This window comes from Frankia sp. RB5 (assembly GCF_059816245.1).
Map to the genome: position 1 here is coordinate 1 of NZ_JCBATA010000023.1, position 24,016 is coordinate 24,016.

Annotated in this window: 20 protein-coding genes; 14 read left to right on the forward strand and 6 right to left on the reverse strand. The window is 71.3% G+C overall.

Translation table 11 applies throughout. From position 1 onward, the window contains the following. Positions 1–1,088: 1,088 nt before the first annotated feature. Together AC6EXY_RS14255 and AC6EXY_RS14260 are read left to right on the forward strand one after the other, a co-directional pair. Positions 1,089–1,367: a CopG family transcriptional regulator gene (locus AC6EXY_RS14255; protein WP_101831026.1), complete on the forward strand. Its 279-nt coding sequence runs from the start codon at positions 1,089–1,091 to the stop codon at positions 1,365–1,367. A 74-nt stretch (positions 1,368–1,441) separates the two neighbouring features. Then, a complete protein-coding gene (locus AC6EXY_RS14260) occupies positions 1,442–1,789 on the forward strand; it encodes a hypothetical protein (RefSeq protein WP_499817452.1) in 348 nt (115 codons plus the stop codon). 49 nt (positions 1,790–1,838) lie between these two features. Here the strand turns inward: AC6EXY_RS14260 and AC6EXY_RS14265 are convergent, their stop codons facing one another. After that, a complete protein-coding gene (locus tag AC6EXY_RS14265) occupies positions 1,839–1,988 on the reverse strand; it encodes a hypothetical protein (RefSeq protein WP_165818297.1) in 150 nt (49 codons plus the stop codon). 243 nt (positions 1,989–2,231) lie between these two features. Here AC6EXY_RS14265 and AC6EXY_RS14270 point away from each other — a divergent pair, with 243 nt between their 5' ends. Further along, a complete protein-coding gene (locus AC6EXY_RS14270) occupies positions 2,232–2,861 on the forward strand; it encodes a SigE family RNA polymerase sigma factor (RefSeq protein WP_101831024.1) in 630 nt (209 codons plus the stop codon). Next, entirely contained in the window at positions 2,858–3,778 is a 921-nt protein-coding gene (locus AC6EXY_RS14275; RefSeq protein ID WP_101831023.1) for a hypothetical protein, read from the forward strand. The genes AC6EXY_RS14270 and AC6EXY_RS14275 overlap by 4 nt, the downstream gene beginning before the upstream one ends. On the opposite strand, the gene AC6EXY_RS14280 is transcribed toward AC6EXY_RS14275, so the two are convergent. From AC6EXY_RS14280 to AC6EXY_RS14295, 4 genes are read right to left on the reverse strand one after another with little or no spacing between them, the layout of a single operon-like run. Continuing rightward, the gene (locus AC6EXY_RS14280; RefSeq protein ID WP_499817453.1) at positions 3,733–4,587 is read right to left on the reverse strand and encodes a hypothetical protein; all 855 of its coding nucleotides are present in this window, start codon (positions 4,585–4,587) and stop codon (positions 3,733–3,735) included. The two genes, AC6EXY_RS14275 and AC6EXY_RS14280, sit on opposite strands and share 46 nt — an antisense overlap. Further along, on the reverse strand, positions 4,584–5,414 hold the full coding sequence (locus AC6EXY_RS14285; RefSeq protein ID WP_101831021.1) for a vWA domain-containing protein: 831 nt from the start codon (positions 5,412–5,414) through the stop codon (positions 4,584–4,586). The genes AC6EXY_RS14280 and AC6EXY_RS14285 overlap by 4 nt, the downstream gene beginning before the upstream one ends. 12 nt (positions 5,415–5,426) lie before the next feature. Further along, positions 5,427–6,209: a hypothetical protein gene (locus AC6EXY_RS14290; RefSeq protein WP_499817454.1), complete on the reverse strand. Its 783-nt coding sequence runs from the start codon at positions 6,207–6,209 to the stop codon at positions 5,427–5,429. 10 nt (positions 6,210–6,219) lie between these two features. Continuing rightward, complete coding sequence (locus AC6EXY_RS14295; RefSeq protein ID WP_499817455.1) at positions 6,220–7,503, reverse strand: phosphotransferase family protein; 1,284 nt, start codon at positions 7,501–7,503, stop codon at positions 6,220–6,222. 439 nt (positions 7,504–7,942) lie between these two features. On the opposite strand from AC6EXY_RS14295, the gene AC6EXY_RS14300 reads away from it, so the two are divergent. Beyond that, the gene (locus AC6EXY_RS14300) at positions 7,943–8,173 is read left to right on the forward strand and encodes a pyrophosphorylase (protein ID WP_499817456.1); all 231 of its coding nucleotides are present in this window, start codon (positions 7,943–7,945) and stop codon (positions 8,171–8,173) included. Between the two features lie 47 nt (positions 8,174–8,220). On the opposite strand, the gene AC6EXY_RS14305 is transcribed toward AC6EXY_RS14300, so the two are convergent. Next, complete coding sequence (locus AC6EXY_RS14305) at positions 8,221–8,673, reverse strand: hypothetical protein (protein WP_499817457.1); 453 nt, start codon at positions 8,671–8,673, stop codon at positions 8,221–8,223. Between the two features lie 164 nt (positions 8,674–8,837). Between AC6EXY_RS14305 and AC6EXY_RS14310 the strand changes: the two genes are divergently transcribed. The 9 genes from AC6EXY_RS14310 (at position 8,838) to AC6EXY_RS14350 (ending at position 23,925) form a co-directional block, all read left to right on the forward strand. Next, positions 8,838–13,871: a DUF6531 domain-containing protein gene (locus AC6EXY_RS14310; protein ID WP_499817458.1), complete on the forward strand. Its 5,034-nt coding sequence runs from the start codon at positions 8,838–8,840 to the stop codon at positions 13,869–13,871. Continuing rightward, entirely contained in the window at positions 13,864–14,214 is a 351-nt protein-coding gene (locus AC6EXY_RS14315) for a hypothetical protein (protein WP_101831015.1), read from the forward strand. The genes AC6EXY_RS14310 and AC6EXY_RS14315 overlap by 8 nt, the downstream gene beginning before the upstream one ends. Before the next feature lie 237 nt (positions 14,215–14,451). Next, the gene (locus tag AC6EXY_RS14320; RefSeq protein ID WP_499842348.1) at positions 14,452–15,006 is read left to right on the forward strand and encodes a hypothetical protein; all 555 of its coding nucleotides are present in this window, start codon (positions 14,452–14,454) and stop codon (positions 15,004–15,006) included. Then, positions 14,981–15,328, forward strand: coding sequence for a hypothetical protein (locus tag AC6EXY_RS14325; protein ID WP_101831062.1), 348 nt, complete (start codon positions 14,981–14,983; stop codon positions 15,326–15,328). The genes AC6EXY_RS14320 and AC6EXY_RS14325 overlap by 26 nt, the downstream gene beginning before the upstream one ends. Before the next feature lie 29 nt (positions 15,329–15,357). After that, on the forward strand, positions 15,358–20,379 hold the full coding sequence (locus AC6EXY_RS14330; RefSeq protein ID WP_133150616.1) for an FtsK/SpoIIIE domain-containing protein: 5,022 nt from the start codon (positions 15,358–15,360) through the stop codon (positions 20,377–20,379). A gap of 292 nt (positions 20,380–20,671) precedes the next feature. Further along, positions 20,672–21,346 (forward strand): hypothetical protein, encoded by a 675-nt coding sequence (locus tag AC6EXY_RS14335; RefSeq protein ID WP_101831059.1) that lies wholly within the window; start codon positions 20,672–20,674, stop codon positions 21,344–21,346. Between the two features lie 181 nt (positions 21,347–21,527). Further along, positions 21,528–21,767 carry an alpha/beta fold hydrolase gene (locus AC6EXY_RS14340; RefSeq protein ID WP_101831058.1) on the forward strand — a complete coding sequence of 80 codons (240 nt, stop codon included), beginning with the start codon at positions 21,528–21,530 and terminating at the stop codon, positions 21,765–21,767. Between the two features lie 95 nt (positions 21,768–21,862). After that, positions 21,863–22,735: an NmrA family NAD(P)-binding protein gene (locus AC6EXY_RS14345; RefSeq protein ID WP_499817460.1), complete on the forward strand. Its 873-nt coding sequence runs from the start codon at positions 21,863–21,865 to the stop codon at positions 22,733–22,735. Between the two features lie 155 nt (positions 22,736–22,890). Then, complete coding sequence (locus AC6EXY_RS14350; RefSeq protein WP_499817461.1) at positions 22,891–23,925, forward strand: ketoacyl-ACP synthase III family protein; 1,035 nt, start codon at positions 22,891–22,893, stop codon at positions 23,923–23,925. The last annotated feature ends 91 nt before the right edge of the window (positions 23,926–24,016 follow it).

The window sequence follows — 24,016 nt, forward strand, 5'->3', positions numbered from 1 at the left end:
CGGACGACTCAGCCACAGCTCTGATCATCCACGCCCAACCACCAGGATCAAGCAACGACCACAGCGCGTCCCCGCAACACAAACCCCAAGGTCAGCGGGCTACCCCTGCGCACCCGTGAATGGACACCCGGCGGAGTACCTGGAAGCGAGGGTTCTTCGCGACGGGCTAGCAAGACCCGGGGACCCCAGCGCGGCACATCTCGGTGAGGCGGAGACGCTTGCGATTGTGATTCGCCGAAACCTGCAGGGGATTTTTCTTACTGATGATCGTGGAGCGGCTCGGCTCGCTGCGCACAACAAGATCCCCGTCGTGACGACCTGGCATCTTCTCAAGCTTGCCGGCAGGAAGCCGCTGGTCGACGCCAACGCTCTCTGGGGCTATACCGAGACTCTTCGCGGACAGAACCGCGGCACGCCACCCGGCGTGTTCGACCGCCCCTCCTTTGACCGGTGGCTTACGTCGTAGGTCGTGTTCCTGCCGGGCCGGTTGCACCATTGCTGTCCCCAGCGCCTTCCGGCAGCTCGTCGTCAGGCCTCTGATCGCCAATACGGTGCACTACAGCCTCCTTCGCCGCTCCGGCAGAGCTTCAGCGACCATTTTCGGCGGTAGCCGACGGTCGTAACCGTCGTACTGCTCATCCCCCGGATACAAGATCGTTCATCGCGGCAGCCGCGAGATCGGAGGCGCTGTTCCTCTCAGCCCAGACCACGACCCCGAGGCCGTCCGCGCGGTTCACGTGGCCGCCGGACGGGTATCCGCGCGGGTCGCCCGGCTTACGGTGACCTCACCTTCCGTGCCCCGCAGCCGCGTCCGCCCGGTCGCCGCTGCGGGCGTGCCGCCCCGTCGTTGTTGCTTCTTTGTGAGGTATGCCAGCCCCCAGGCGGCCTGACCGCGAGCTCGCTGGTCGAGCCAGGACTCGGACAACGGGCGCATGGCGGGATCTTCCGACAGTGCGACGGTCTGCACCAGCGTGCTGAGCGCCGCATCGGCGTCCGTAGCCGAACACCTTCCCGAGAGAGTCGGCGGCAGCGAACCGGAGCACCTGTCGACCGGTAAGGAGTATGGCACGGGGAGTATGGTCGATTGTATGGCGACGAAGAAGGTCACGGTGACGATCCCTGAGGATCTCCTGGATGAGATTCGCGTAGAGGCGGCAGAGCGGGGACTGTCGGCATACGTCGCCGATGCGCTGCGCTTCAAGCGTGACCGGGATCGGCTCCTCGAACTGGTCGACTGGCTGCAGGAGGAGCACGGCCCTGTCACCGAGCACGAGCGTGCGGCAGCACTCGACGAGCTGGCGGAACTCGACGCCGAACACGAGCGGCGCCGCGCCTCCGGGCCGAGCAACGCCGGAGAGGCGGCGTGAGGAAACAGGCCGGCGGGCGCGGGCAGCGGCCCCTCCGCGTCTTCGTACTGGACTGTGAAGCGTTGTCACTCGCGGTGCGCGGCGATCGTAAGATGATCGCCCGGCTCGACGTCGCGGCGCGAGGGGAGGCCGAGGTGGTGACCTCTCCGATGACGCTGGTCGAGGCGCACGACGGCAGAACCACCGAACAGCGGTGGGACTGGGTGCTGTCCCGGCTCCAGGTCGTCGACATCGGGAAGGACGAGGCCCGCCAGGCGCGTCGCCTCCTGGCCGACGCCTCGTTGCACGGCCACAAGCACGCGATAGACGCCGTCCTCGCCGTCATCGCGCGGCAGCAGAAGGGGCAGATCGCCGTCTTCACGTCGGACGTCGGCGACCTGGAGAGGCTGGTGCCGGACACGATCGTCGTCAAGAGGGTCTGATAGGTCCGAGATGGACCTGGTGCATGCCGTGTCCGCCCATGCCCGGCCGCTACGACCGGATCGTCTCCGTGGTATCTGTGCCGTTCATCCCGCCGAGCTGGCCGGCCGCCCTGCGTCCCGGGGGCCGGCTGGTCACCACGACCAGCGGCACGCACATTGTCGGGACCGCGGCGAACATCCCGCGCGGCTTCGTGCGCATGGTCGAGTTCGAGGATCTGGACGTGCGAGACGGCGAGCACGTTGGGCCCGGCCGCTGTCCGGTCCTGCACGTCGCGGAGGCGTTGGAGCTCTCGTCCCTGTTCACGCTCGCCGCTTCCGGCGTCCGCCAGGGCGGACAGCGCCGCCTGTGGGACTCCGCGATGACTGGCTCTGCCGCGGCTTCGCGGTCCGTCGCTGTCAACCTTCGGCCTGCGTGGCGGCCTCTGGGGGGTGAGGAGGGTTTATGGATGATGAGGGGTACGAGGATTTCCAGGCCTACTTCGCCGACCGGCTGCCCGGTCTGCTGCGGCTCGCCTACCTGCTGACCGCGGACGCGGCCGAGGCCGAGGACCTGGCGCAGACGGCGTTGGCCCGCACCTTTGTCGCCTGGCGGCGGGTCCGCGTGTGCGACTCCCCGGACGCCTACGTGCGGCGCATTCTCGTCAACGCGCATCGTCGGCGCTTCCGCGGGCGCCGGGTCAGCGAGACGTTGGTGCCTTCCGTACCGGAGCAGCCCGCCGCGGCCAGCGGACGTGGATTCGCGGCAGTGGAGGACCGAGCGGGCCTCGCCGCGGCGCTGGCGCTGCTGCCGCGTCGGCAGCGGGCGGTCGTGGTGCTGCGCTACTGCGAGGACCTGCCGGAGGCGCGGGTCGCGCAGATCGTGGGCTGTTCGGTCGGCTCGGTGAAGACCCATGCGTCCCGCGGTCTGGCGAGGCTGCGGGCCGATCCGTTGCTGCGGCTGGAGGCGGGCGTGCGTCCCGTTGAGGTGGGGGGACAGGCCGCGTCGGAGATCGATCACGCGGTGCCGCTCGGCTGCCGGTCTGCGCAGGAGCCGGAGGTCGAAAGGGACGAGATCAGGAGGGGACTGGCGTGATCACAGACGATGAGCTGGCGGCGGGTCTTCGTGGCCGTGCGGCGGCGATCACCGTGCAGCCGCCGGAGGATCTGTGGGCCGGCGTGCGGGCGCGGGTGCCCGGTGAGCGCCGGCGGCGGTTTGCGCGCCGGGCCGTCCCCGCGGTGACGCTGGCCGTGGTCGCGGCGAGTATCGCGACCGGTCTGACGCTGACCAGCGCGTCGCAGGACGCGGTTGTCACTCCGGCTGTGATCAGGCCGAGCCCGCCGGCTGAGCGACTGCATCCGATCACCTTCACTCCGGCGGAGTCGTCCCGACTGGATCTCGAATGCGCGCAGTCGGCCGAGGGGCCGGCTGACCCGGCGCGGGTGCGGCCGTTGGGCCTCACGGTGTGGGCGGCGGTCCGGGACAGGTACGGAGCGACCGTCATCTTCACGAACGGACTGGGGTTCAGCGACTGTGACGTGCCGGCCGACACCTCCGGCCGGCTCAAGATCGACGATGCTTACACCTTCTCGTTCAGCGCGCCGTCGGAGCGTTCGACCGGGCTTGGGGACGGGTCCACGTCCGATCTCCAGTTCGTCGACCGCGGCAGTCACGAGATCGGAGGCGCTGTTCCCGTCAGCCCAGACCGCGACCTTGACACCGTCCGTACTGACCACGTCGCCGCCGGAGTGGTGTCCGCGCGGGTCGCCCGGCTCACGGTGACCTCACCCTCCGGAGAGGTCACCGAGGTTCCCATCCAGAACGGACGTTTCGTCCTGAGATCCGTGCAGATCGATGGCGCCGAGCCTGGCCCGAAGCCGGGTGACGAGGGCTTCGGGCAGTTCAGGCGAGAAGATCAGGCGCTGATGGCAAGGTGGCGCCAGGAGCATCTTCCACTGATTCTGGCCTACGACCGTGATGGAAAGGTTCTCGCGAGAGAGCAAGGGGGCTGAGGCGGAGCCGGCGCCGGGTGGAGGCGGATGGTGAGGAGGGTGAGGTCGTCCTTGTCGACGGCGCCGACGGTGCGCTGGGCGGCGAGGTGGGTGCGCAGGTCGTCGCGTGGGGTGCGGATGACCTGACGTAACCCGTCGGGTTCGCGGGTCAGGGTCAGCAGCCAGCGGGCGACGGCGTCCGTGGCGAGCAGCAGGGTGTCTCCCGCGGCGAGCGGGCCCGACGACCGTTGCACCGTCGTGGCGTCCATGCTGGCGGCGAGCAGGTCCGGTTGGCCGGGGAGCAGGCTCGGGGTGTCGGAGAACTGGTCCGGGTCGGTCAGCGGGAATGACGTGACCTCACCGGCGGCGGCGACCCGCAGCAGACAGCAGTCACCGACGGCGATCGCCTGCCAGCTCGCGCCGCCCTGCGCGTCGCCATGCTCGTCGAACACCAGCTGAAGGCCGAGGAAGGTGGCGTAGGCGCTGGTCACCGCGCCGGGACCCTCGTCGAGCCAGCTGGGCCCGACCGCCGCGGGCAGGGTTGCCGCGTGCTGTGTGGCCACGGCGAGGAACCAGTCCCGTAGGTCGGCGTCGCTGGCCTGGCCCGGGGGCGGTTCGCGGATGTAGGCGCGGACGAGTGCCTGTGCCCAGAGGTGGACGTCGCGGCCGGCGGAGGCGCCATCGGCGACGGCGAAACGGCCGGTGCGCTCGCTCAGGGCCGCGCCGTCCTCGATCGGGTCGATCGGGTTCTTCGGCAGCCGCAGGACCCGCGCGCTGCACCGCGGCGGTGCCTGGGGCTGGGCCCGGCCCGGCGCGTCGTCGGCGGTCACCGGCGGTCGTCGGTCAGGCTGGTGCCGACCCGCAGGGCCAGCACCAGGTCGTCGGGGGCCGCGTTCGCGACGAAGCCGCGGGAGCCGGCGGACAGGCTGACGTTGGAGTTGTACTCCGCCCGCTTGCGCATCTCCACCGGTATCTCGCTGGAGGTGTCGAACAGCAGGCGGGTGAAGTCGTCGTCCGCGGGCAGCGCCGCGGGGCTGGCCGGGAAGCGCACCGGGGCGGACAGGCCGTCGGAGAGGCTCACGTTGAACAGCAGGAGGCTTCCGTCCCGGGTGTGCAGCGAGCGCAGCCGGTCGGCCCAGGTGCGCACCTCATCGCCGTCGCCGTCCGTCGCCATCCCGTCCGTGATGTTGATGATGATCGGCGGGTGGGACCGCTGATGTCCCGAGACCCAGCCGTTGGCGAGCCTTCCGGCCTGGTTGAGGGCCTGGCACATCGGGGTCTGACCGGACGCGAAGGGTTCCACCCAGACGGGTCTGGACCGTCCGTCCCGTTCCTCGTGGCGCAGCACCGACCCGAACAGCTCGGGGATCGACGCCAGCCACTGGCCGGCCAGTGGGCCGCCGAGCAGCGAGCGCACCTCCTTCCCGCAGTAGCCGAGGACGGCCAGGTCGTAGTAGGCCCGCGGAGTCGGCTCGGTGTGTACCTTCCGGCACCGCCGCAGGATCATCGCGATGGTGTCGTTGACGATGTCGGCCAGCAGCTCGGCGCGGGACAGGTTGGAGTGGCCCCCGACAGGCAGGTTCATCGAGTCGGACTGGTCCAACAGGAAGATCACGCAACCCGGGGTGGACCGGTCGATCGACTGGGAGTAAGGCACGGACCGGATCTCCTAGGGACGTGACGCGACAGGCGGGACGGTGCTGTCGGGATCGATCACGAGGTCGGGCCAGGGTTCGCCGGGCTCGATCGTCCACTCGTGGTCGCAGTGGTCGCAGTAGTAGTCGGCGATGATCGCCTGGTCGGTGCCGCAGCGCGGACAGATCGGGTCGTCCAGCAGCCGCCAGCCACGATCCGGCGGGGCAGACGGCCGCGGCCGGGGTGGTCCGGCGGTCCCTGTCGCGGCGTCGTCCTCGCGCTGAGGGAGCCACGGCTGCTCCCGGATGTTCCCGTCACCCGGATCACTGGTCGTGCGGTCGGGTCGCACGTGCTCTCGCTCCCGGTCAGCGGGCGCGGTGGACGCGGTGGGCGAGGTGGGCGAGGTGGGCGCTTCGGCGACGGTGGACGTCCGGTGGATGGCCGGCTGGCCGGGCGGGCTCGCCTGACCGGTCTGGCGTTGCCGCTGCCGCTGCGGCGGGGTGGCGCCGGAGGGCGGCGAGGCGGGGTCGGAGGGCGGCGAGGCGGCGTCGGCGATGGTGAGGACGAGGCGGGTCAGTGGGATCAGGACGACGCCCAGGACGTACAGCGCGAGCCAGCCGAGCGCGTGCGCCGCGGGCGCCGAGTGCCCGCCGGTCAGCAGTCCGATCACCGCGACGGCCAGACCGACCCCGGCGACGACCGCGGCGAGGGCCCTGCGCGGGCGCGTCCACCCGGCGAGGGCTGGCCAACGCTGGGACGGAGGTACCGGGGGTGGCGAGGTGTGCACAGGGCCGTCCTCGGGGTCGTGGAAGGTCACCGGACGGCCCTCACGGGCCCAGCACCGTCAGGAACCCGACGAGGGCCCCGATGAAGACCACGACGAACACCGCGGCCGCGAGGACAAGCACGCGCGGCATGTTCGACGAGGCGCCGCCGCCGTCGACCGTCCCGCCGTCCTCGTCTGTCCCGCCGTCCTCGGCCGTCCGGCTGTCCGCGGCGGTCCTGCCGTACTCGTGCAGGGTGGTGGCGCCGTCCGTCTCGCTGGGCGCGAACCAGACGGCATCGGGGTCCGGCCGGGGCGCCTCGGGATCGACCCACCAGTGGTTCACGTCGTCGTGCTCGGTGGTCCGGGTGAGCGAGGCCGGCCGCACGAGCCCCTCCGTCCGGGCGTGACGATGCCGGTCCAGCAGGCTGGCCAGATCCTGGCCGGAGTCGGCTGGGCCGTAGCACAGCTCCCGCAGCAGCGGCACGAGTTGGCGGACCGCCGGGTCGGGGCTGCTGCTGAGGCGGTCCCACAACGGGGTCCGATCCGGATGGGCGAGATCTTCGTCGGTGAAGACCAGGTTCTCGCCGTTGTGGTACCGCTCCCACAGGTCCGGGTCGGCGGCGAGCGCGACCAGGGAGAGGTGGATGACGAGGGCGGAGAACGTGTCGACTGTCCGGCCCCAGTCGCCGCGCTGGCGCCGAGGATGCTGGTAGTGCCGGTGGCCGGTCTCGTCCGGCGGCAGGTGGGCGACGGCCGGCAGCCAGACGCCGTCCAGGTCGACCGCCTTCAGCCGGCCGTCCCCGGTGACGAAGATGTTGTTCTGCTGCAGGTCGCCGTGCGCCACGTCGGCCGCGCCGAGCACGGCGACGAATCCGGCCCAGTCCCGGGCCAGTCCGCGCAGCCCGGCCGGGTTCTTCCCGAGCACCTGTTCCACCTCGCCGGCCAGCGACCGGCCTTCCACCCGTTCCATGACGATCACCGGCCACCAGGTGCCGTCGATCTCGACGCCCTCGTCGATCCACTCCGCCTCGGCGACGGCCAGGGCCAGCGGCGCGGAGGCGGCCCGGCGGGCAGCCAGCTTCTCGTAGCGGCGGGCGGCTCCGATGCCCAGGTCGCGGGTAGGGCAGCGCAGCGCGACGCCCCGCAGGCCGCGGCGACCGAAGAAGACGACCGCCGACGCACCGAGCGCGTGCAGCAGCGGCCCGGACCCGGCCTGCTCCGTGCCCGGCCGGCCTGACACGACCGAACTCTCGAGATCAAAGGTGATGCCGCTCAGTCGCGGATGCTGGTACGAGCCACGGGCGACCGCCGCCTCGAACCGCCCGTCATCGGGCCAGCTACGCACACCACTCACCACTGTCTCCGGCGGAACGGCGGGCGCCGGCTTCACCTGAATGGGGGAGAACGCGGGAACTGCCGCGACCGCCGAGCTCAGGAAAAACATCACAGGCCATCTCGGCCGCGCGAAGGACGGCCGCCGGAAGTACGCGCGCCCACTCATTCGCGCAGGTCGGAGCTGGTCCGCAACAGCCAAGGAGGGGAGCGATCAATCCCATTGCGAAGAACTGTAGTGGAGTGTCGGCGAGTGCGTCCACCGATCGATCTGGATGAGCCTTCGGGAGGGCATTGGAGGTCATCCGGTCCGCCCGCGGCCAGACCGGGCCGTGCCATCCGATCGGATGGCGTGTCTATGATGGCGCTGGCGGCTGAATCGACTCCCAGGGGGATCAGGATCGATGACTCGGGTTGTTTCGACTGACACGGCGCGTGACGCGATCGGGCGTATGCAGCAGATCATCAACTCCGGGCTCAGCCAGGAGATCAAGAATCTGGAACACGAGGGCCAGCTGCTGAGCGACCCGAACAACTGGGACGGCGGCCTCGCGGTGCAGTTCCGTACCGATATCTGGCCGCAGGCCAAGACGGCGCTCGACAATGCGGTCACCCAGCTCGGCCTGCTGCAGCAGAAGGTCAGCCAGATCAACACCGACATCATGACCGCAGGCGGCAGCTGAGCGACGTGCCGGCGGTGGCGCCGCCGGGCCGGCCGGGCCCGGGATTCCTAGGTGTAGACCGGGAGGCAGCCCGTAGCCGTGAAGGCGGGCGGCTGTGGCACGGCGAACGTGCCGGGCTCGGGACCGTAGTCCTCATCGGAGCCGAAGACCGCATCCTCGACGCGATGGAAGAAGCTCCGGTGCCGCTTTTTCTCAGTGACGTGGTCGGCGTATCGGACTCTCGCCTCCTCCTCCATCGCCTGGCTCCACAGGGTGGCCAGGGTACGGGCATCAGTCCGCATCGCGGTGCTGAGATTCGTGTCACTTCCCTGTTCGGCGGTCACGCTGCCGCGGAACTCCGTGGCATAACGGCCCTGCCAGTGGCGCAGGGCCGTGGTCGCGGCCGTGTCGCGCTTTCCGCGGAAGGTGTCGACGTCGTCCGCCAGGCCCCACAGCTGTCTGGCCAGCTCAAGCGCACCATCGAAGTCGAAGACCACATGCTGGCCGGCGTGCACACCCATCCTGCGCCTTCCCCGAGAATCAACGCACTGTCCGGAGCATTGTAGGGCTCCTGACAACGTGACGGGTCCGGACGATCGTCGAACAATGTTCGGAGCAAGGGGGGCTCGGCCGCCGGCGCGGGAACGACCGGGCCCGCGAAGGCCGGGGAGAGGGGAAAACCATCGTGGCCACCAGCTCCGCGGACCCCGAGGACCTGGGCACCTACGTCACGGACGCCACCGCGGCCCGCACGGCGCTGTCGACGGCGGCGACCGTGGTACAGGCCTACTACAACGCGGTGGTCCCCCTGTTCGGCGCGCAGTACAGCCTTTCCCATCCGGACCTGTGGGCGAAACTAAGTACACATCTGACGGACGCCGAGGAGCAGGACCGTTTCGTCGGCACGGTCAAGGACGCGTTCCTCGCCGCCGACCGGGGTTCGGCGGGCATGGCCCCCGGCACGGTCACGGTTGACGACAGCCGCATCGCCGCCGGGTTGAAGGCGGCCGGCATCGGCTCGTTGCCGACCGCCTCTCTGACCATCGATGCCCCGGAGCTGCTGGCCCGCGCGCCAGACAGCGGCTTCGCGGACGACCCGGTGTGCACGGCGAACGGCAACTTCGTCGAGGAGGAGCTCGACCTGCCGCTGCCCGGCCGGGCAGGGCCGGCCAGCTGGCGGCGGACCTACAACTCCCGCGCGCACGGCCGGCTCGGCGCGCACGGTCGCGGCTGGTCGAGCTGGGCCGACACCGCGCTGGACCTCGGCGACGAGCAGGTCGAGTGGCGCGGCCCGGACGGCGCGCGCTCCCTGCTCGCGCGCCCCACCGCGGACCGGCCGACCGTACTGCCGCTGCTGGGCGCCACACTGCACGCCGACGGCGACGGCTTTCGCTTCACGCGCGGACCAGGGGAGACCTGGTGGTACGACGCGGCGGGCCAGCCGGTGCGGGTGCACGTCGACCGCTCGGAACTGCTGCTCACCTGGTCCGGCACCCGGCTCGTCCGGCTGTCGCATCCCCGCTCGGGCCGGTTCCTCGAGCTCGCCTGGGACGAGGCCTCGGACCTCGTCACGGCGGTGCGGTCCAGCGACGGCCGCGAGGTGCGCTACGCGTACGACGAGCACGCCCGCCTGGTCGCCGTCGACGGTGGCCCTCAGGTCGCCCGCCGCTACCGCCACGCCGACGAGGCCGCCGGCCCGCTCACCGAGCTGATCGACGCCGATGGCGTGGTGCTGGCGCGTAACACCTACGACGAGGCCGGCCGGGTCCTGACCCAGCTCACCCCCGAGGGCCGTCTCGTCGAGTTCTCCTACCGCGAGGGCCACCGCACCCTGGTCACCGACGCGGCGGGCGGGGCCATCAACGAGTACCGCCACGACTCCGCCGGCCGGGTCATCTGCCTGGTGGACGACGCGGACCGCCTTTTCCACCGGGTGTTCGACGACGCCGGGCGGCTGCGCGGCATCGAGGAACGATCCGGCGCCCGCTGGACGATGGACTACGACGACGAGGGGAACCTCGTCCACCGCGCCGGCCCGTGCGGCATCACCGAGCGCTGGACCTGGGACACCCTCGGCCGTCTGACCAGCTACACCGACCCACGCGGCCACCTCACCCGATGGATCTACGCCGGCGAGGCCCACACCCCGGTGGAGATCGTCGACGCGGCGGGCGCGCTGACCCGGATCACCGTCAACGACGATGACCTGCCGACCTGCGTCGTCGATCCGGACGGCGTCACGACCAGGTTCCGCTGGGACGACGACGGCCAGCTCATCGACCGGCGGATCGCCGGCGGCGGACGGACCAGGCTGCGCTACGACGCGGCCGGCCGACTCACCGCGATCATCGGACCGGCGGGCCAGACCCGGGAGTGGGAGACCGACGACGCCGGACGGGTGGTGCGCGAGCATGGCCCGGACGGGGCAGGCAGCGAGTTCCACTACACCTCCGCCGGCCGTCCCGACGGCTACGTCGACCCCGCCGGCGGGCGGTGGGGTTCGGCGTATGGCCCGCACGGGCGGGTCGAGCAGGTCACCGATCCGTTGGGCTCGACGCTCGGCTTCGAGTACGACCTGTTCGGCAACACCGCGCTGATCGTCGCCCCCGACGGCCAGAAGTTCCACTTCGACCACGACGGCCTCGGCCGCCTGGTCGCCCTGAGCGACCCCGCCGGTGCGACGTTCCGCCGCGGCTACGACCCCGACGGCCGCCCGACCGTCGAGACCGATGCCGAAGGCCACGAGTGGCGGGTCGAGTACGACGAGGCCGGCCGGGCGGTACGCCGGACCAGCCCGGACGGGCGGGTGTGGCAGCGCGCGTACGACCCGGCCGGCGCCGTCATCGCCGAAACGGACCCCGCCGGCGCCGTCACCCGCTACGAGCACGACCCGCGCGGACGGGTGGTGGCCGTCATCGACCCGCTGGGCGGCCGACGCACCCTCGAATGGACACCCGGCGGACGCCTTGCCGCCGTCACCACCCCACTCGGCCGCCGCGAGACCTACGGCTACGACCGTGCCGGCCGCTGGGTGCTGACCACCTCTCCGTCCGGGGCGCGCACCCTCTACCGCCGTGACGCGGCGGGCCGGCTGATCGCGCTCGTCACCCCCGCCGGCCGCGAGACGACCTGGGAGTACGACGCCCACGGCCGCGTCATCGCCGTGACCCGCCCCGGCGAAGGCCGCACGACCATCGACCACAACCCACTCGGCCTGCCCGTCACAGTCACCGACGGCACCGGCGCCTCCCGCCATTACACCTACGACGCCCGCGGCGCCCTGACCAGCGCCACCGACCCCCTCGGCGCCGTCACCCGCTACGAACACAACGTCCGCGGCCAGCTCACCGCCTGGACCGACCCCCTCGGCGGCCGTTACGAACTGCGCCACGACGAGGTCGGCCGCCAGATCGCCACCACCGACTCCCTCGGCCGGACCACGACCGTCACCCGGGCGAGTGACGGCGCGATCAGGAGCTGGCGCGGGGCGGATGGCCTCGGTCGACGGTGGTGGTGGGACGCGGCCGGCCGCCTGGTGGGCGAAGGCCTGCTCGACGATGCCGAGCCCCGGGTCCGCTTCGAGCATGACACCGCCGGCCGCCTGGTCAGGGCCACAGCGCCAGCCGGTGCGACGGGACCCGATCGCACCGTCTCCCTGGACTACGACGCGGCCGGTCGGTTGCTCGCCCGCACCACCGCGGCCGGTCGGCTCGAATGGGAGTACGACGCGGACGACCAGTGCATCCGGCTGGGCCAGCCGGGCGCGCCGCCGGTCCGCCACGCCTACGACGGCGACGGCTACCTGCGCTCCGTCGAACATCCGGCGCTCGGCGTGCGACGGATCGACCGGGACGCCGACGGACGGATCACCGTTCCGGGCCGAACTGTGGAACGGGACGCCGCAGGTCGGGTGACGCGGGTCGTCGATGGCGGCCGTGAGATGCGCTTCGGCTACGACGCGGCCGGCCAGCTGATCACCGCCGAGGGGCCATGGGGGACCCAGACTCTGACCTGGGATCTGGGCGGACGGCTAGTCGCCGAGGACCGCGGCGATCCGGCAGGCGTCATCCGCTCCTCCTACGACGCCGCCGGCCAGCTGGTCGAACGCCGTCTCGGGACCGCTGGAGCAGCCGGAGTAACCCGCTACCGGCACGACGCGGGCGGCCGGCGGGTGGCGGAGGATGGCCCGTCGGGGGTGACCCGGTACGGTTGGAATGACCTGGGCCGACTCGCCGAGGTCAGCCACACCCCGCCGGGCGCCGACAGCAGTGCGTCGAGTGCGTCGCAGGAGCGGACGACCCGCCTGGTCACCGACGCCCTCGGCGAGCTGCTGCATATCGGCAACGCTCCAGTCCGCTGGGACCCGGTGACCTGGCCGGGGCAGGTCCAAGGTGTCGGCGGCACGACCTACGTCCGCGCCGAGTCAGCCATCGGCGTGATCAGCTCCGTGCCGCCGGGCGCCCGGGCGGAGCGACCGAGGGACGGTGGCGGGACCGGGCGCTGGCACGACACCGACTGGCAGGGTTCGCTCAGCAGCCATGACCCGTGGGGGCAGCCGTTCCCCACAGGCGATGCTGTGCAGGCCGCTCGCGGGTCGGCCGGTCCACGAGGGACTTCTGGGACTTTCGGGGCCTCGGGGGTTTCCGGCCCACCCGAGGCCCTGGTCGGTCTCGGTTACCGCGGGGAACTTGCCGTCGACGGCCTGCTCTGGCAGCGCGCACGCGTCCTCGACCCACAGACGCGTTCCTTCCTGTCTCCGGACCCGCTTGAGCACGTGCCCGGTATGCCAGGCGCGGCGAACCCGTTTCACGAGGCGTGGAACAACCCGATCGACATGCTCGACCCGACTGGGATGCGCCCTCTGAGCGACGGCGCCTACGAAGATTATCGGGCGCAGTCCCACAGGAACATGTTCGGCAAGGCCTGGCACAACATCCAGAAAGACCCGTGGGGAAGCCTCGGCGCCGCCGCTGTCATAGGCGTCGGGGTCGGCCTCATGTTCGTGCCCGGCGGCCAAGCGGTCGGCGCCGGAATCCTTATCGGTGCTGGTACTTCCGCTGGCCTCGGTCTTGTCACTGGCAACTTCGATCCCAGGGCCGTCGCTCTTTCCGGTATCGCCGGGGCTGTCGGCGGCAGCGCCGGCGCCGCCACGGGAAGACTTGTCACAGGGGAGGGATATCTGGTCGCGGCGGGATCGGGCGCGATCTCCGGGGCTGCCGGGGATGCCGCCGCACAGCAGATCACCCACCCCGGGCATCTTGATCTCGGCGAGCTCGCGTTCGGCACGGCGACCGGTGGGCTGGGTGGTGCGGGTAGTCGCATGCTGTTCCGGCCGACTCTCAAGCCGGCCGACGTGCGGTTCAGCCAGGGGTCGGTTGGCAAGCGAGTCCCGCAATACGTGGCCAGCATGCGGGAGAATGGCTGGGCTGGCGACCGGATCGACGTGGTGCGGATGCCTGACGGCGGGCTGACGAGCGTCGACAACCGGCGGGTGCTTGCGGCAAAGATGACGGACACCCGGATCCAGGCAAACATCCACCGGTACAATGATCCGATACCATCTGATGCCGCCGGCCGGTTTCAAAACGCGAAGAAGATCGCGCCCGAGACATGGGGGGAGGCGGTGGAGAATCGCCTGCGGGGGCAGAAAGCGGGATATCGCCGGGCGTATCCAATGGGATCGTCCATAACTGGCTGGAACGGAGGGTGGGATGAGTAACCTTATATCTGTTGTTGATCTTCCTCGGGGCTTCACCTATCCGCCGGAGTTTCTCCGTGTGGTGGAACTTGGTCTGACCAACATCGAACCCTGGTGGATCATGGACGGGGAGGCACTTTTCCGTCGACACATCGGCCTGCGTAGCCGCTACCCCGATGATTGCTTTGTTCCGTTTGCGGAACGGCAGGACAACGATGACGTCGCCTGCTGGGATCTGGACTCCGGTGGTATCACTGTCGTACACGACTTCGCCAGCCCTGGATATCATCGCGAAAACGAGTTCGCCAGCTTCAACGCCTGGTTTCGGCAGGCAGTTGAAGATTTTATCGAATGGGGTGAATAGCCGTTTCGGCGGTCAGTCACGGTTGATGTCCGGCGGCAGAATAAATCGGGACGGTAGATCCCCCGCGGCAAGCTCTGGCACCGCAATGGGGCGACGTGAAATTCTGGGCATGGTTTCGGCGGGCCATCGAGGATCTGATCGCGTTTGACGCGTGGAAGTGGATCAGTCAGGGGCGGTCATGCGGTGATGGTCAGGGCGCGGGTGGTCGCCGTGGGTGGCGGTACGCGGGACTGGCCGGTGGAGGTCGGGGCGGACGCGGCCGTGCGGGAGCTGGGATTTCGGCAGTTCGGGGCGTCCGGCGAGTTCGGGCTGGTGTTGGACGGGGAGCCGTTCGGGCCTGAGGTGCCGGTGGCGATGTGCGGGATCGTCGACGGAGTTGAGGTGGCTCCGGCCGTACCTGTGGACGGGTACCGGTCCGGGTTTGGCGGCGGGCTCACCGCGTCGAGCCTGTACGTCTGGCAGGACGACGCCGCTGATGCGTGGTGGGAGCCCACGGCCGCGCCTTTAGGCGGTGATTTCGCGGCGGCCGCGTCGGATTCAATGTCGGATTCGGATGCGGACTGGTGGACGCCGGCGCCAACATCCCGCAACAAAAGGTCCGAGCCGCTGCTCGGGTCGCTGGCGGGGGCTCCCGCGGGTGGGTGGGAGCTGGTAGTCGTGGCCGGCCTGGGGGCGAGGCGGCGGCTCGTGGCAGGCGGGAAGATGGTCTCGCTGCTCGTCGATTATCCGATGGGTTCGCCGATCACGGGATGGGAAGGAAACTTACATGGCCGAGCTGATTCCGCTGACTGAGCTGCCGGCTGGATTCAACTACCCGTCGGAATATCTCCGGGTCGTCGAGCTTGGGCTGACCGATCTCGAACCATGGCAGATCATCGAAGGGCGGATGCTATTCAGCATCTACAACACTCTCGCGGAAAGATTTCCAGAAAATCACCTCGTTCCTTTCGCCAGGTACGCGCCGAACGATGACGTCGTCTGTTGGCATCCGGAGACCGGAAAAATCGTGACTGTCGACCCCTGGGACAGACACTGGTACAGCAATCGGGACTATGAGAACTTCTGGGCATGGTTCCGGCAGGCCATCGAGGACCTGATCGCGTTTGATGCGTAGGGCGGTGTCCAGAAGTAGTGATCATCAGGGTGCGCGCGGTCTCGGAGGGTGGGGCCTCGCGGGACTGGTCGGCGGAGGTCGGCGCGGATGCGATGGTGTGGGAACTGGGCGTTCGCCTGTTCGGGCCGCTGGGCGAGTTCGGTCTGGTGGTGGAGGGGGAGTCGTTCGGGCCCGACCTGCCGGTGGCGGTCTGCGGGCTCGTTGACGGCGTGGAGGTCGCCCCGGCCGAGCCTGTGGACGGGTATCGGTCCGGGTACGGCGGCGGGCTGACTGACCCGGGGCCGTCCGCCTCGGCCGGCCAGACGGGCGGCACCGATGTCTGGTGGGAGTCCACGGCCGTTCCGGAGGCTGGCGGCCTCGAATCAGCCGCGGCCGAGGTGGAGTGGTGGATACCGGCGCCAGCGGTGGCAGGCGCTGAACCCTCCGGTTCTTCCGAGACGTCTGGTCCGCGCGGGACGCCCGGTGGACACAGCCCCGTCAGCCCGTCCGACCCGTTGCTCTGGTCCTCCGCGGGGGCGGGTGGCGGCGGGTGGGAGCTCGTCATCGTGGCTGGTCGGGGCGTTGGGCGGCGCCTGGCGGTGCCCGGGGGAGAGACGGTGTCGCTGTTCGTCGATCCGTTCGAGGGGGCGTTGCTGGAGCGTGGCGGCGACTTCGAGGAGGCGGCCGCCGAGTTCGTCCTCGTCGACGACGTCGTGACCCTCAGGTGGGCCGTGCGGGAGCTGACCGTCGATGGCGAGGCCGCCGGGAACGGCGATGACTCGTGGGACGGCGGTGCCGTGAAGGACGGTCAGGTGCTGCGTCCCGGTGCGGTGCTTGCGGTGGGCTCCAGCGCGATGCGTCTGGGCCGGAGGGGGGGCCGCGCCCAGCCCGGCCAGACCGTGGGCGTGCCCGTCGAGAACCGGTCGACCGTGGCGTTCCACCGCACCGCACGTCCGGTGTCGCCGCCGGCGCCAGGCGTGGTCACGTTGCCGCCGGTTGTCCGGGAGCCGGGGCAGGCGAGTCCGTTCAACTGGGCGTCGCTTGGTGCGCCGCTGGTTCTGGCCGGCGTTCTGTTCACGGTGACGAGGCAGCTCATGTATGCGCTGCTGTCGGCGCTGGGCGCGATCATCGTGGTGTTCTCGTTCGTGGAGAACCGGCTGCGTCGCCGCAGGGAGGTGCGTCGCAGCGCGGCCGAGCGGGCGGCGGAACTTGCCGCGTTCGACGCCAGGTTGGCCGAGGCCAGGCGGCTGGAGCTGCGGCGGCGCTGGGACGTCACGCCGACGGCCGCCGACTGGGTGCGCGCCGCCGATCAGACGGGCGCCACCCTGTGGGAACGTGGGCCCACCGACAGCGACTTTCTGGACGTCTTCGTCGCCGTCGGGCACCTGGACTGGCGCCCGGCGGTCGAACGGGTGGAGCAGGCCGGCGCCGAGATCAGGGAGCGGGTGGTCCGATCGGGGGGCCTCGCGTCCGTGCCGCTGACGTTCAGTCTGGATCGCGGCGAGCTCGTGACGCTGCGCGGCCCGCGGCCGGACGTGCTCGGCCTGGTCCGGGCGGCGATCTGCCAGGCCTGCTGCGCGCAGGGGCCCGCTCATCTGCGGATCGGCCTGCTGGTCGAGGACACCACCGACTGGGAGTGGCTCAAGTGGCTCCCGCACCTGCGGGACGAGACGAGCGGGGAACTCCGGGTACGTCGCATCGACGCGACCGCCGACCCGCAACGCGCCCTCGACGAGGCCGCCGCCTGGCTGACCGGCGCGGGTACGGGTGCGGGTGCGGCCAGTCCCGTCGGCGCCGGACCGCACCGAGCCACCGGCCACGGCGGGCGAGGTGCTGCCTCTCCCACGACCAGCGGCGGAGGCGGCGGTCCGGCGATCAGCCTGCCGAACGCCACGTCGCCGGAGCGGATAAACGCGGTCCGCACCCTGCTGATCGTCGACGGCCCGAGGCTGCGGCCCGGGTCCAGTCTCGCCTTCCGCCGGGCGCTCGCGGCCGACGCGTCGGCGATCGTCGTGGATGGGCCACCCCCCAATCTGACCACCACCCTGATTGAGATCGGACCCGACGGCACGGTTGCGCAGGTCGACGCCAGGACCGGTCGGGCCACGCACGGCGCGAGCCCGGCGCCGCTGGGCGCCGACGACGCGCAGCGCTGCGCGCGGATGCTGGCCCGTCTCGACGATCCGCTCGTGGCCGAGCGGGACGCACCCCTGCCGGCCCGGGTGCGGCTGGCAGACCTCGTCCCGTTCGATCTGGCGCAGCCATCCGACCGGCTCGCCGACGACATCCGCGCGCTCTGGGCCGCCCGCCGCGACCCCGACAGCCTCGCGATACCGGTCGGCCTCGGGGAGGACGGGCCGTTCGAGCTCGACATCGTCCGCCATGGCCCGCACGGGCTCCTCGGCGGCGCGACCGGCTCCGGCAAGAGCGAGCTACTCAAGATGATCGTGGTCGAGCTCGCGACGCGGTACTCACCCGACGAGGTGATCATCGGGTTGTTCGACTTCAAGGGCGGCACATCCCTGCAGGACCTCACCGCGCTGCCGCACTGTGTCGGCCTGGTCAGCGACACCGACCTGCACGCGGCCGAGCGGGCGCTGCGCTACCTGCGCACCGAGCTGCTGCGCCGGGAACGGCTGCTGTTCGCCCGCGGCGTGCAGAAGATCGAGCAGATCGCCGGTGAGCTGCCCCGACTGCTCGTGATCATCGACGAGTTCCAGATCCTCGCCGACGAGCTGCCCGACGAGCTGGCGACCATCATCGACCTGACCAAGCGGGGCCGCTCGCTCGGCGTCCACCTGCTGTTCGCGACCCAGAGCCCCACCTCGGTCCGCAACTACGACGAGATCAAGCGCAACACCCACCTGCGGATGACCCTCAAGCTCCTCGACGTCGAGGACTCGGTGCGCCTGATCGACCTGCCGGACGCCGCTCGGTTCACCGCGTCCGGCCGCGGCCTGGCCCGCGTCGACAACCGGGTGCTCGCCTTCCAGGCCGGCTACCCGTCCGGCCCCGTCGAGGCCGCCGAGGACGACGCGGTCCGCCTCACCCCGTTCACGCTGCTTCCCGACGCCGACGCCGACGCCGCCCCGCGGACCGCCTCGTCCAGCGCAGACGCCATCGCCCCCGCGGGTGTCGAGCTGTCGAGGCCGCGCAGTATCGACCCGGCCGGTGTCACCGAGCTGGACGAGCCATGGTGGGAGACGGGCGGCACCGGCCCGGGCGGCACGGGCTCCGACGGTGTCGGCTCAGGCGGTGTCGGCCCCGGCGGTGTCGGCCCCGCGGCCTGGGTGCCCATCACCGATGGAACCGGCGCCGGCGACACGGGTGTCAGGGACGGCGAGGCCGGGGTGCGGGCCGAGGGGGCCGGGCGAACCGAGGGGACGGAGCTGAGTGCGCTGATCGTGGGCGTCCAGCGGGCCTACCGGTCGGCGCTGGACTGGCGCCAGGTGCGGCCGGTCGCCGACGTCTGGCCGCCCGCGCTTCCCGCGTCGCTGACGCTGGCCGAGGTCGTGGCCCAGGCCCGGGCCGGCGAGATGATCCCGGGCCGTCCCGCCGGGCTCGCGGCCTACTTCGCCCGCGGTGACCGTCCCGACGAGTCCGAGCACGCCCGCCAACCCGCCGTCGCCTGGCATCTCGACGCGGGCAACCTGCTCGTCTTCGGCGCCCCGGGTGCCGGCGCCAGCACCGCGCTGACCGTGCTCGCCACCAGCCTGACCGCGTCGCTGCCGCCGACCGGGCTGCACCTGTACGTGCTGGACTTCGCCGGCGGTGACCTGCGGGCGCTCGGCGCGCTGCCGCACTGCGCCGGCAACGTCATCCTCGGCGACGAGCTGGAGCGGCAGGCGAACCTGCTGGCGTTCCTGCGGGCCCGGATCGCGCGGCTGGGAGCGATGGACGCGGCGGCTCGGGACGCAGAGGCCCAGTCGATCCTGCTGATCGACAACCTGGGCGGCTTCATGAGCACGCACGAGGCCGTCAGCTCCAAGCAGGGCATGGCGCTGCTCGAGGACTTCGCCACGGTGATCGGCGCCGGGCCCGCGTCGAAGGTGGCCGTGGCCGCGTCGATCGCCGGCACCCGGGTGCGCGCCGAGGTGGCCGCCCGCGCGCCGCAGCGGCTCGTGCTGCGCCTCGCGGATCGCAACGCCTACGGCGACCTCACCATCGAACGACGTGCGATCCCGAGCGGTGAGCCGGGCCGCGGCCTGTGGACCACCGGCAACGAGCTGCTGATGGAGGTCCAGGTCGCCCAACCGGGTCCCATCCTGTCACCGTCCCAGCCGGAGGCCTGGGCGAACAGCGCCGTCGCCGTCGCCGGCAGCGGCACCGACGCGGATAGCAGCAGCGACGCGGGTAGCGGTAGCGGCGCCGGTAGCGGCACCGGCGCAGACGCCGGATTCCTGCCGCGGCGCGTCCGTGCCTTGCCTGCGACGGTCGACCCCGCGGAGCTCACCGCGGACGGGGACGCCCGCCTGGACGGCGACGTGCTGTCCATCCCGGTGGGCCTCACCCTGCACGGTGGGCTGGTCGTGCCGGCCTGCCTCGACCTGGCGGAGGCCAGCCCGGCGCTGATCTACGGTCCGCCCCGCTGCGGCAAGAGCATGCTGCTGCGCCGGCTCGCGGAACTCACCCGGGCCGGTCTCGGTGACGCGGTGGCGATCTACGCCGCGGCTCCCGTCGACTCGCCGCTCGCCACCTGCCCGGCCGCGGACCGGGTACGCGACCTCGGCGCGGCGGCGACCCTCGCCGAGCGGGCCGCCGGCGAGGGCCGGCCCACGCTGCTGCTCATCGACGATGTGACCCGGCTCGGCGACACCCTCAACGATTTTCTGAAGGACCGTCACCCCCGCGTCCGCCTGGTCGCGACCGCCCGCATCGGCGAACTGCGCACCGCCGACTACTCCGGGACCGCGAGCCGGCTCAAGTCGGCGCCCACGCGCCTGGTGCTGGAACCGGAACCCGGCGAATCCGATCCCGTCAGCGGCCGGTACTTCGCGTATCCGCCGAGCGGCCCAGGCCGCGGCCGAGCATTCCTCCTCTCCGCGACCGGCACCCGCTTCCTCCAGACCTGATCGAACGCCGGGCTGGTAGGGAAAGCGCCAGGCACGCCATCATGGAGAGGTGGCCCTCGTGGTGCTGGCGGGTGGGTCCACTCGAGCTGGTCATTTCTTCGCGTGAAGTCGTCCGGCCTCGGCCGAGGCATTCTGGCCACGTTGTCTCATCTCACTGAGTAACCGCGTTCGGCTGGATTTCTGACCCCCAACTGTCCGCTGGTGCCTCGTCAGTAGCCTCCGATGCCCTACGGGGACGAGGGGGACATTCATGGCACCGCCGCCGCACCAACGCTCAGGCTATGACCGGGTGATGGCCGGCCTGGACCGACGGGTGCGCGCCGTCGTCGGGCCGCTCACGGGACTGAAGATCGCCTTCGGGGTGGTCCTGTACCTCGCGCTCATCATCGGCGTCGCGGCGCTTCTGCCGGCCGCCAACACGCCGACGGCCACCACACTGACCAGCGCGGCCGCGCCGTCGCCGACGGCCCAGGCCACTGTTCCCGTGTCGGCCGATCCGGCCCGTTCGACGACCGTCAGCCCGCCGCCGTCGGTGAGCCCGCTGCCGCCATCGGCGGCGACGACGGCCCCCGCGGCCGTCGCGCCCGCGCTCGGCGCCGCTGCGGAGCCGGCGGCGACGCAACAGCAGGCGGCGACCCACGCACCCGCTCCAGCGGCTCGTCCCGCGACGCGCGCGGTTCCGCCCGCCGCGGCGACCCGCGCGCCCGCGGCTCCGCCCGCGGCCGCCGCACCGGCGAACAACCCGGCACCGTCGAATACCTCGCCGGCGAACGACGCTCCGCCCGCGAACAACCCGGAGCCGGCTACGTCTGCCGCCGCCAGCTGCAGTCCGCGGACCAACAGCGGTGGCTGCTACAAGCCGGGGCAGTACTGCCGGGCCTCGGATCACGGGGCGCGTGGAGTTACCGCCAGCGGCGAGGCGATCGTCTGCCGGGACAACAACGGATGGCGCTGGGAACCAGCCTGACCAGGATCTCGCCGGCCGGTCCTGCCCGGCAGCCCGAGGTGCGGCGCTGGGTAGGAGACAGCCCCTGGGGACGGTCCGGGGGCAGGGGATTGGGCGTGATGAGGCGGTTTCGGCGCGCAGATCATGTCGACGCTGCTGCCGGTGCGGCCGCGGCGGGACGCCCATCCTGTTCGACACCTATGTGAGCGCGCCCGAGATGCTCCGTGACCGGCTGCCGTGGGAGGACGTCGACGTCCCGACCCTCGTCCTCACCGCCGAGGACTCGCCGCTGCCCACGCCCGCCGAGGCCGCGGCTGTCGTCGACCGGCTGCCGCGCGGCGAGCTGCTGGTCCTGCCGCACGGCGGCCACCTGCTGCTCGGCAACGTCACCCGCCTGCGCGACGTCCTGCGTGAGGCGCTGACGGACGTCCTGACGGGCTGACCTGGGGCCTCGAACCGACCTCTTGACAACCGGAATCGCGGTTCTATCTTCGTAACCTGGAAGAGTAGTTCCGATTCCTTTTGCTGGGAGAGTCAATGATCGTTGTCTGCACCCCCACCGGGCAGATCGGCCGCCAGCTCCTGCTCAACCTCCTCGGCAGCGGGGTGACCCCCCGGGTGGTCGTACGCGACCCCGCGCGGCTCGTCCCCGAGGCGCAGGGCAAGGTCGAGGTCATCCAGGGGTCGCTGTCCGACGCCGACGTCATGGACAAGGCGCTGACAGGCGCCGAGTCGGTGTTCTGGCTGCTGCCGCCCGACCCCACCGCCACCGATCCCGTGCGGCGCGCGGCCGAGTTCGCCGGGCCGCTGTCCGCGGCCATCACCAGGCACGGGGTGCGGCGCCTGGTCAACATCGGCGGTCTCGGCCACCAGGAGACGGCGGACACGGACACGATGGGGCGGGCCGTCGGCGAGCTGATCGACAAGACGGGGGTCAGCTACCGCACGCTGCGGATGCCGGCGTTCATGGAGAACCTGCTCTGGCAGGTCGCGCCGCTCAAGCACCAGGGAATGTTCTTCTACCCCATCAACGGCGACCTCAAGCTCCCGACCTGTTCGACCCGGGACATCGCCGCCGTCGCCGCGCGGCTGCTGCTGGACAGCTCCTGGAGCGGTCAGGACTATCAGGCCGTCCTCGGGCCGGAGGACCTTTCCTACAATGACGAGGCACGGATTCTCTCCGAGGTTCTCGAGCGGCCTATCCGGTACCAGCAGGTGCCGCCGGACGCGTACAAGGCCAGCCTGATACAGAACGGCCAGACCGAGGCCGCCGCCCAGTGGCTTGTCGATCTGCTGACCGCCATTGACGGCGGTCTCTACAATGCCGAGCCGCGTACAGCCGAGGCGACCACGCCCACGACCTTCCGTCAGTGGGCTCAAGAAGTGCTCAAGCCCGCGGTTCTTTCCTGATTCGAACACCGGCCGGAGGGCTGCGGCACCGTACGATGGCGCTGTCGTGCCGCCGCCCCTCCGGGGAGCCTTTCTGGCGCCGTTCGCACACAATCCACCGTCATGGGAATCGGCGGCCCGCTCGTGCACCGATCATCCGCGGGAGGACGAGAAAAATGAAGTTTGGAGCCGATCTCGGGATCAGGGCGGTCAGTACCTGGCTCCCCGAGACGACGGAGTCCATCAAGGCGGAGGTCGACGGCGGCCGGCTCGATGCCGGGGCGGTCGAGCTGCTCGGCGTCACCGACGTGCCGGTCACGGCCGATCTCGCCGCACCCCAGATGGCCGTGCTCGCCGGGCGGAAGGTGCTGGGCCGGGCGGGCTGCGATCCGGCGTCCGTCGGCATCCTGGTGCACGCCTGGGTCTACCACCAGGGCCAGGAGGTCTGGTCGCCCGCGCACTACGTGGCCAGCGAGCTGGACCTGCCGCCCGACGCCCTGCCCACCGGCATGCACGAGCTGTGCAACGGCGGCACCTCCGCGCTCTACTTCGCGGCCAGCGGCCTGCTGGCGAATCCCGACCTCACCGCGGCCCTGGTGACCACCGCCGACAGGTTCGTGGCGCCGGTGTGGGACCGCTGGCGGATGCACACCGACATCGCCTACGGCGACGGTGCGACGGCCGCCCTGCTCCACCGCCGCGACGGCGGGCCCGACGAGCTGCGCCTGCTCTCCCTGACGCACGCGAGCGCCGGCTGGCTCGAGGCCCTGAACCGCGGTGACGCGCCGTTCACCACCGCGCCGATGGAGGGCAAGGAGGTCCTGTCGTCCGCGCAGGCGCGCAGGGAGTTCTACGCCGCGCACGGCAAGGAGAGCCTGGCCGCGACGGCCCGCGACCGGGTCGGCACCTCGCTGCGCACGGCGCTGGCGCAGGCCGAGCTCGACGCGGACGATCCCCGCCTGAAGATGATCGTGACGCCGCGCCTGGGCCCTCGGCTGCTGCACGTCATGTACGACCGGGCCCTGGGCGAGCAGCTGCTGGCCAGGACGGTGCAGCTCGGCACCCGTACCGGGCATCTCGGCGCCGGCGACATGGTGGCGAACATGGCCGACATCGTCGAGCAGAAGATGCTCGAACCCGGGGAGTACGCCGTCATCCTCGGCTGCGGATCGGGCTTCACCTGGTCGACGGCGGTCGTCCAGGCACCCTGACGACGCCGCGCACGTGACGAGGCGGTGCACCGGGCCGGGCCGTCCCGGCAGGTCCGGCCCGGCGTACCGCTGGCACGATCCGCCCAGCTCA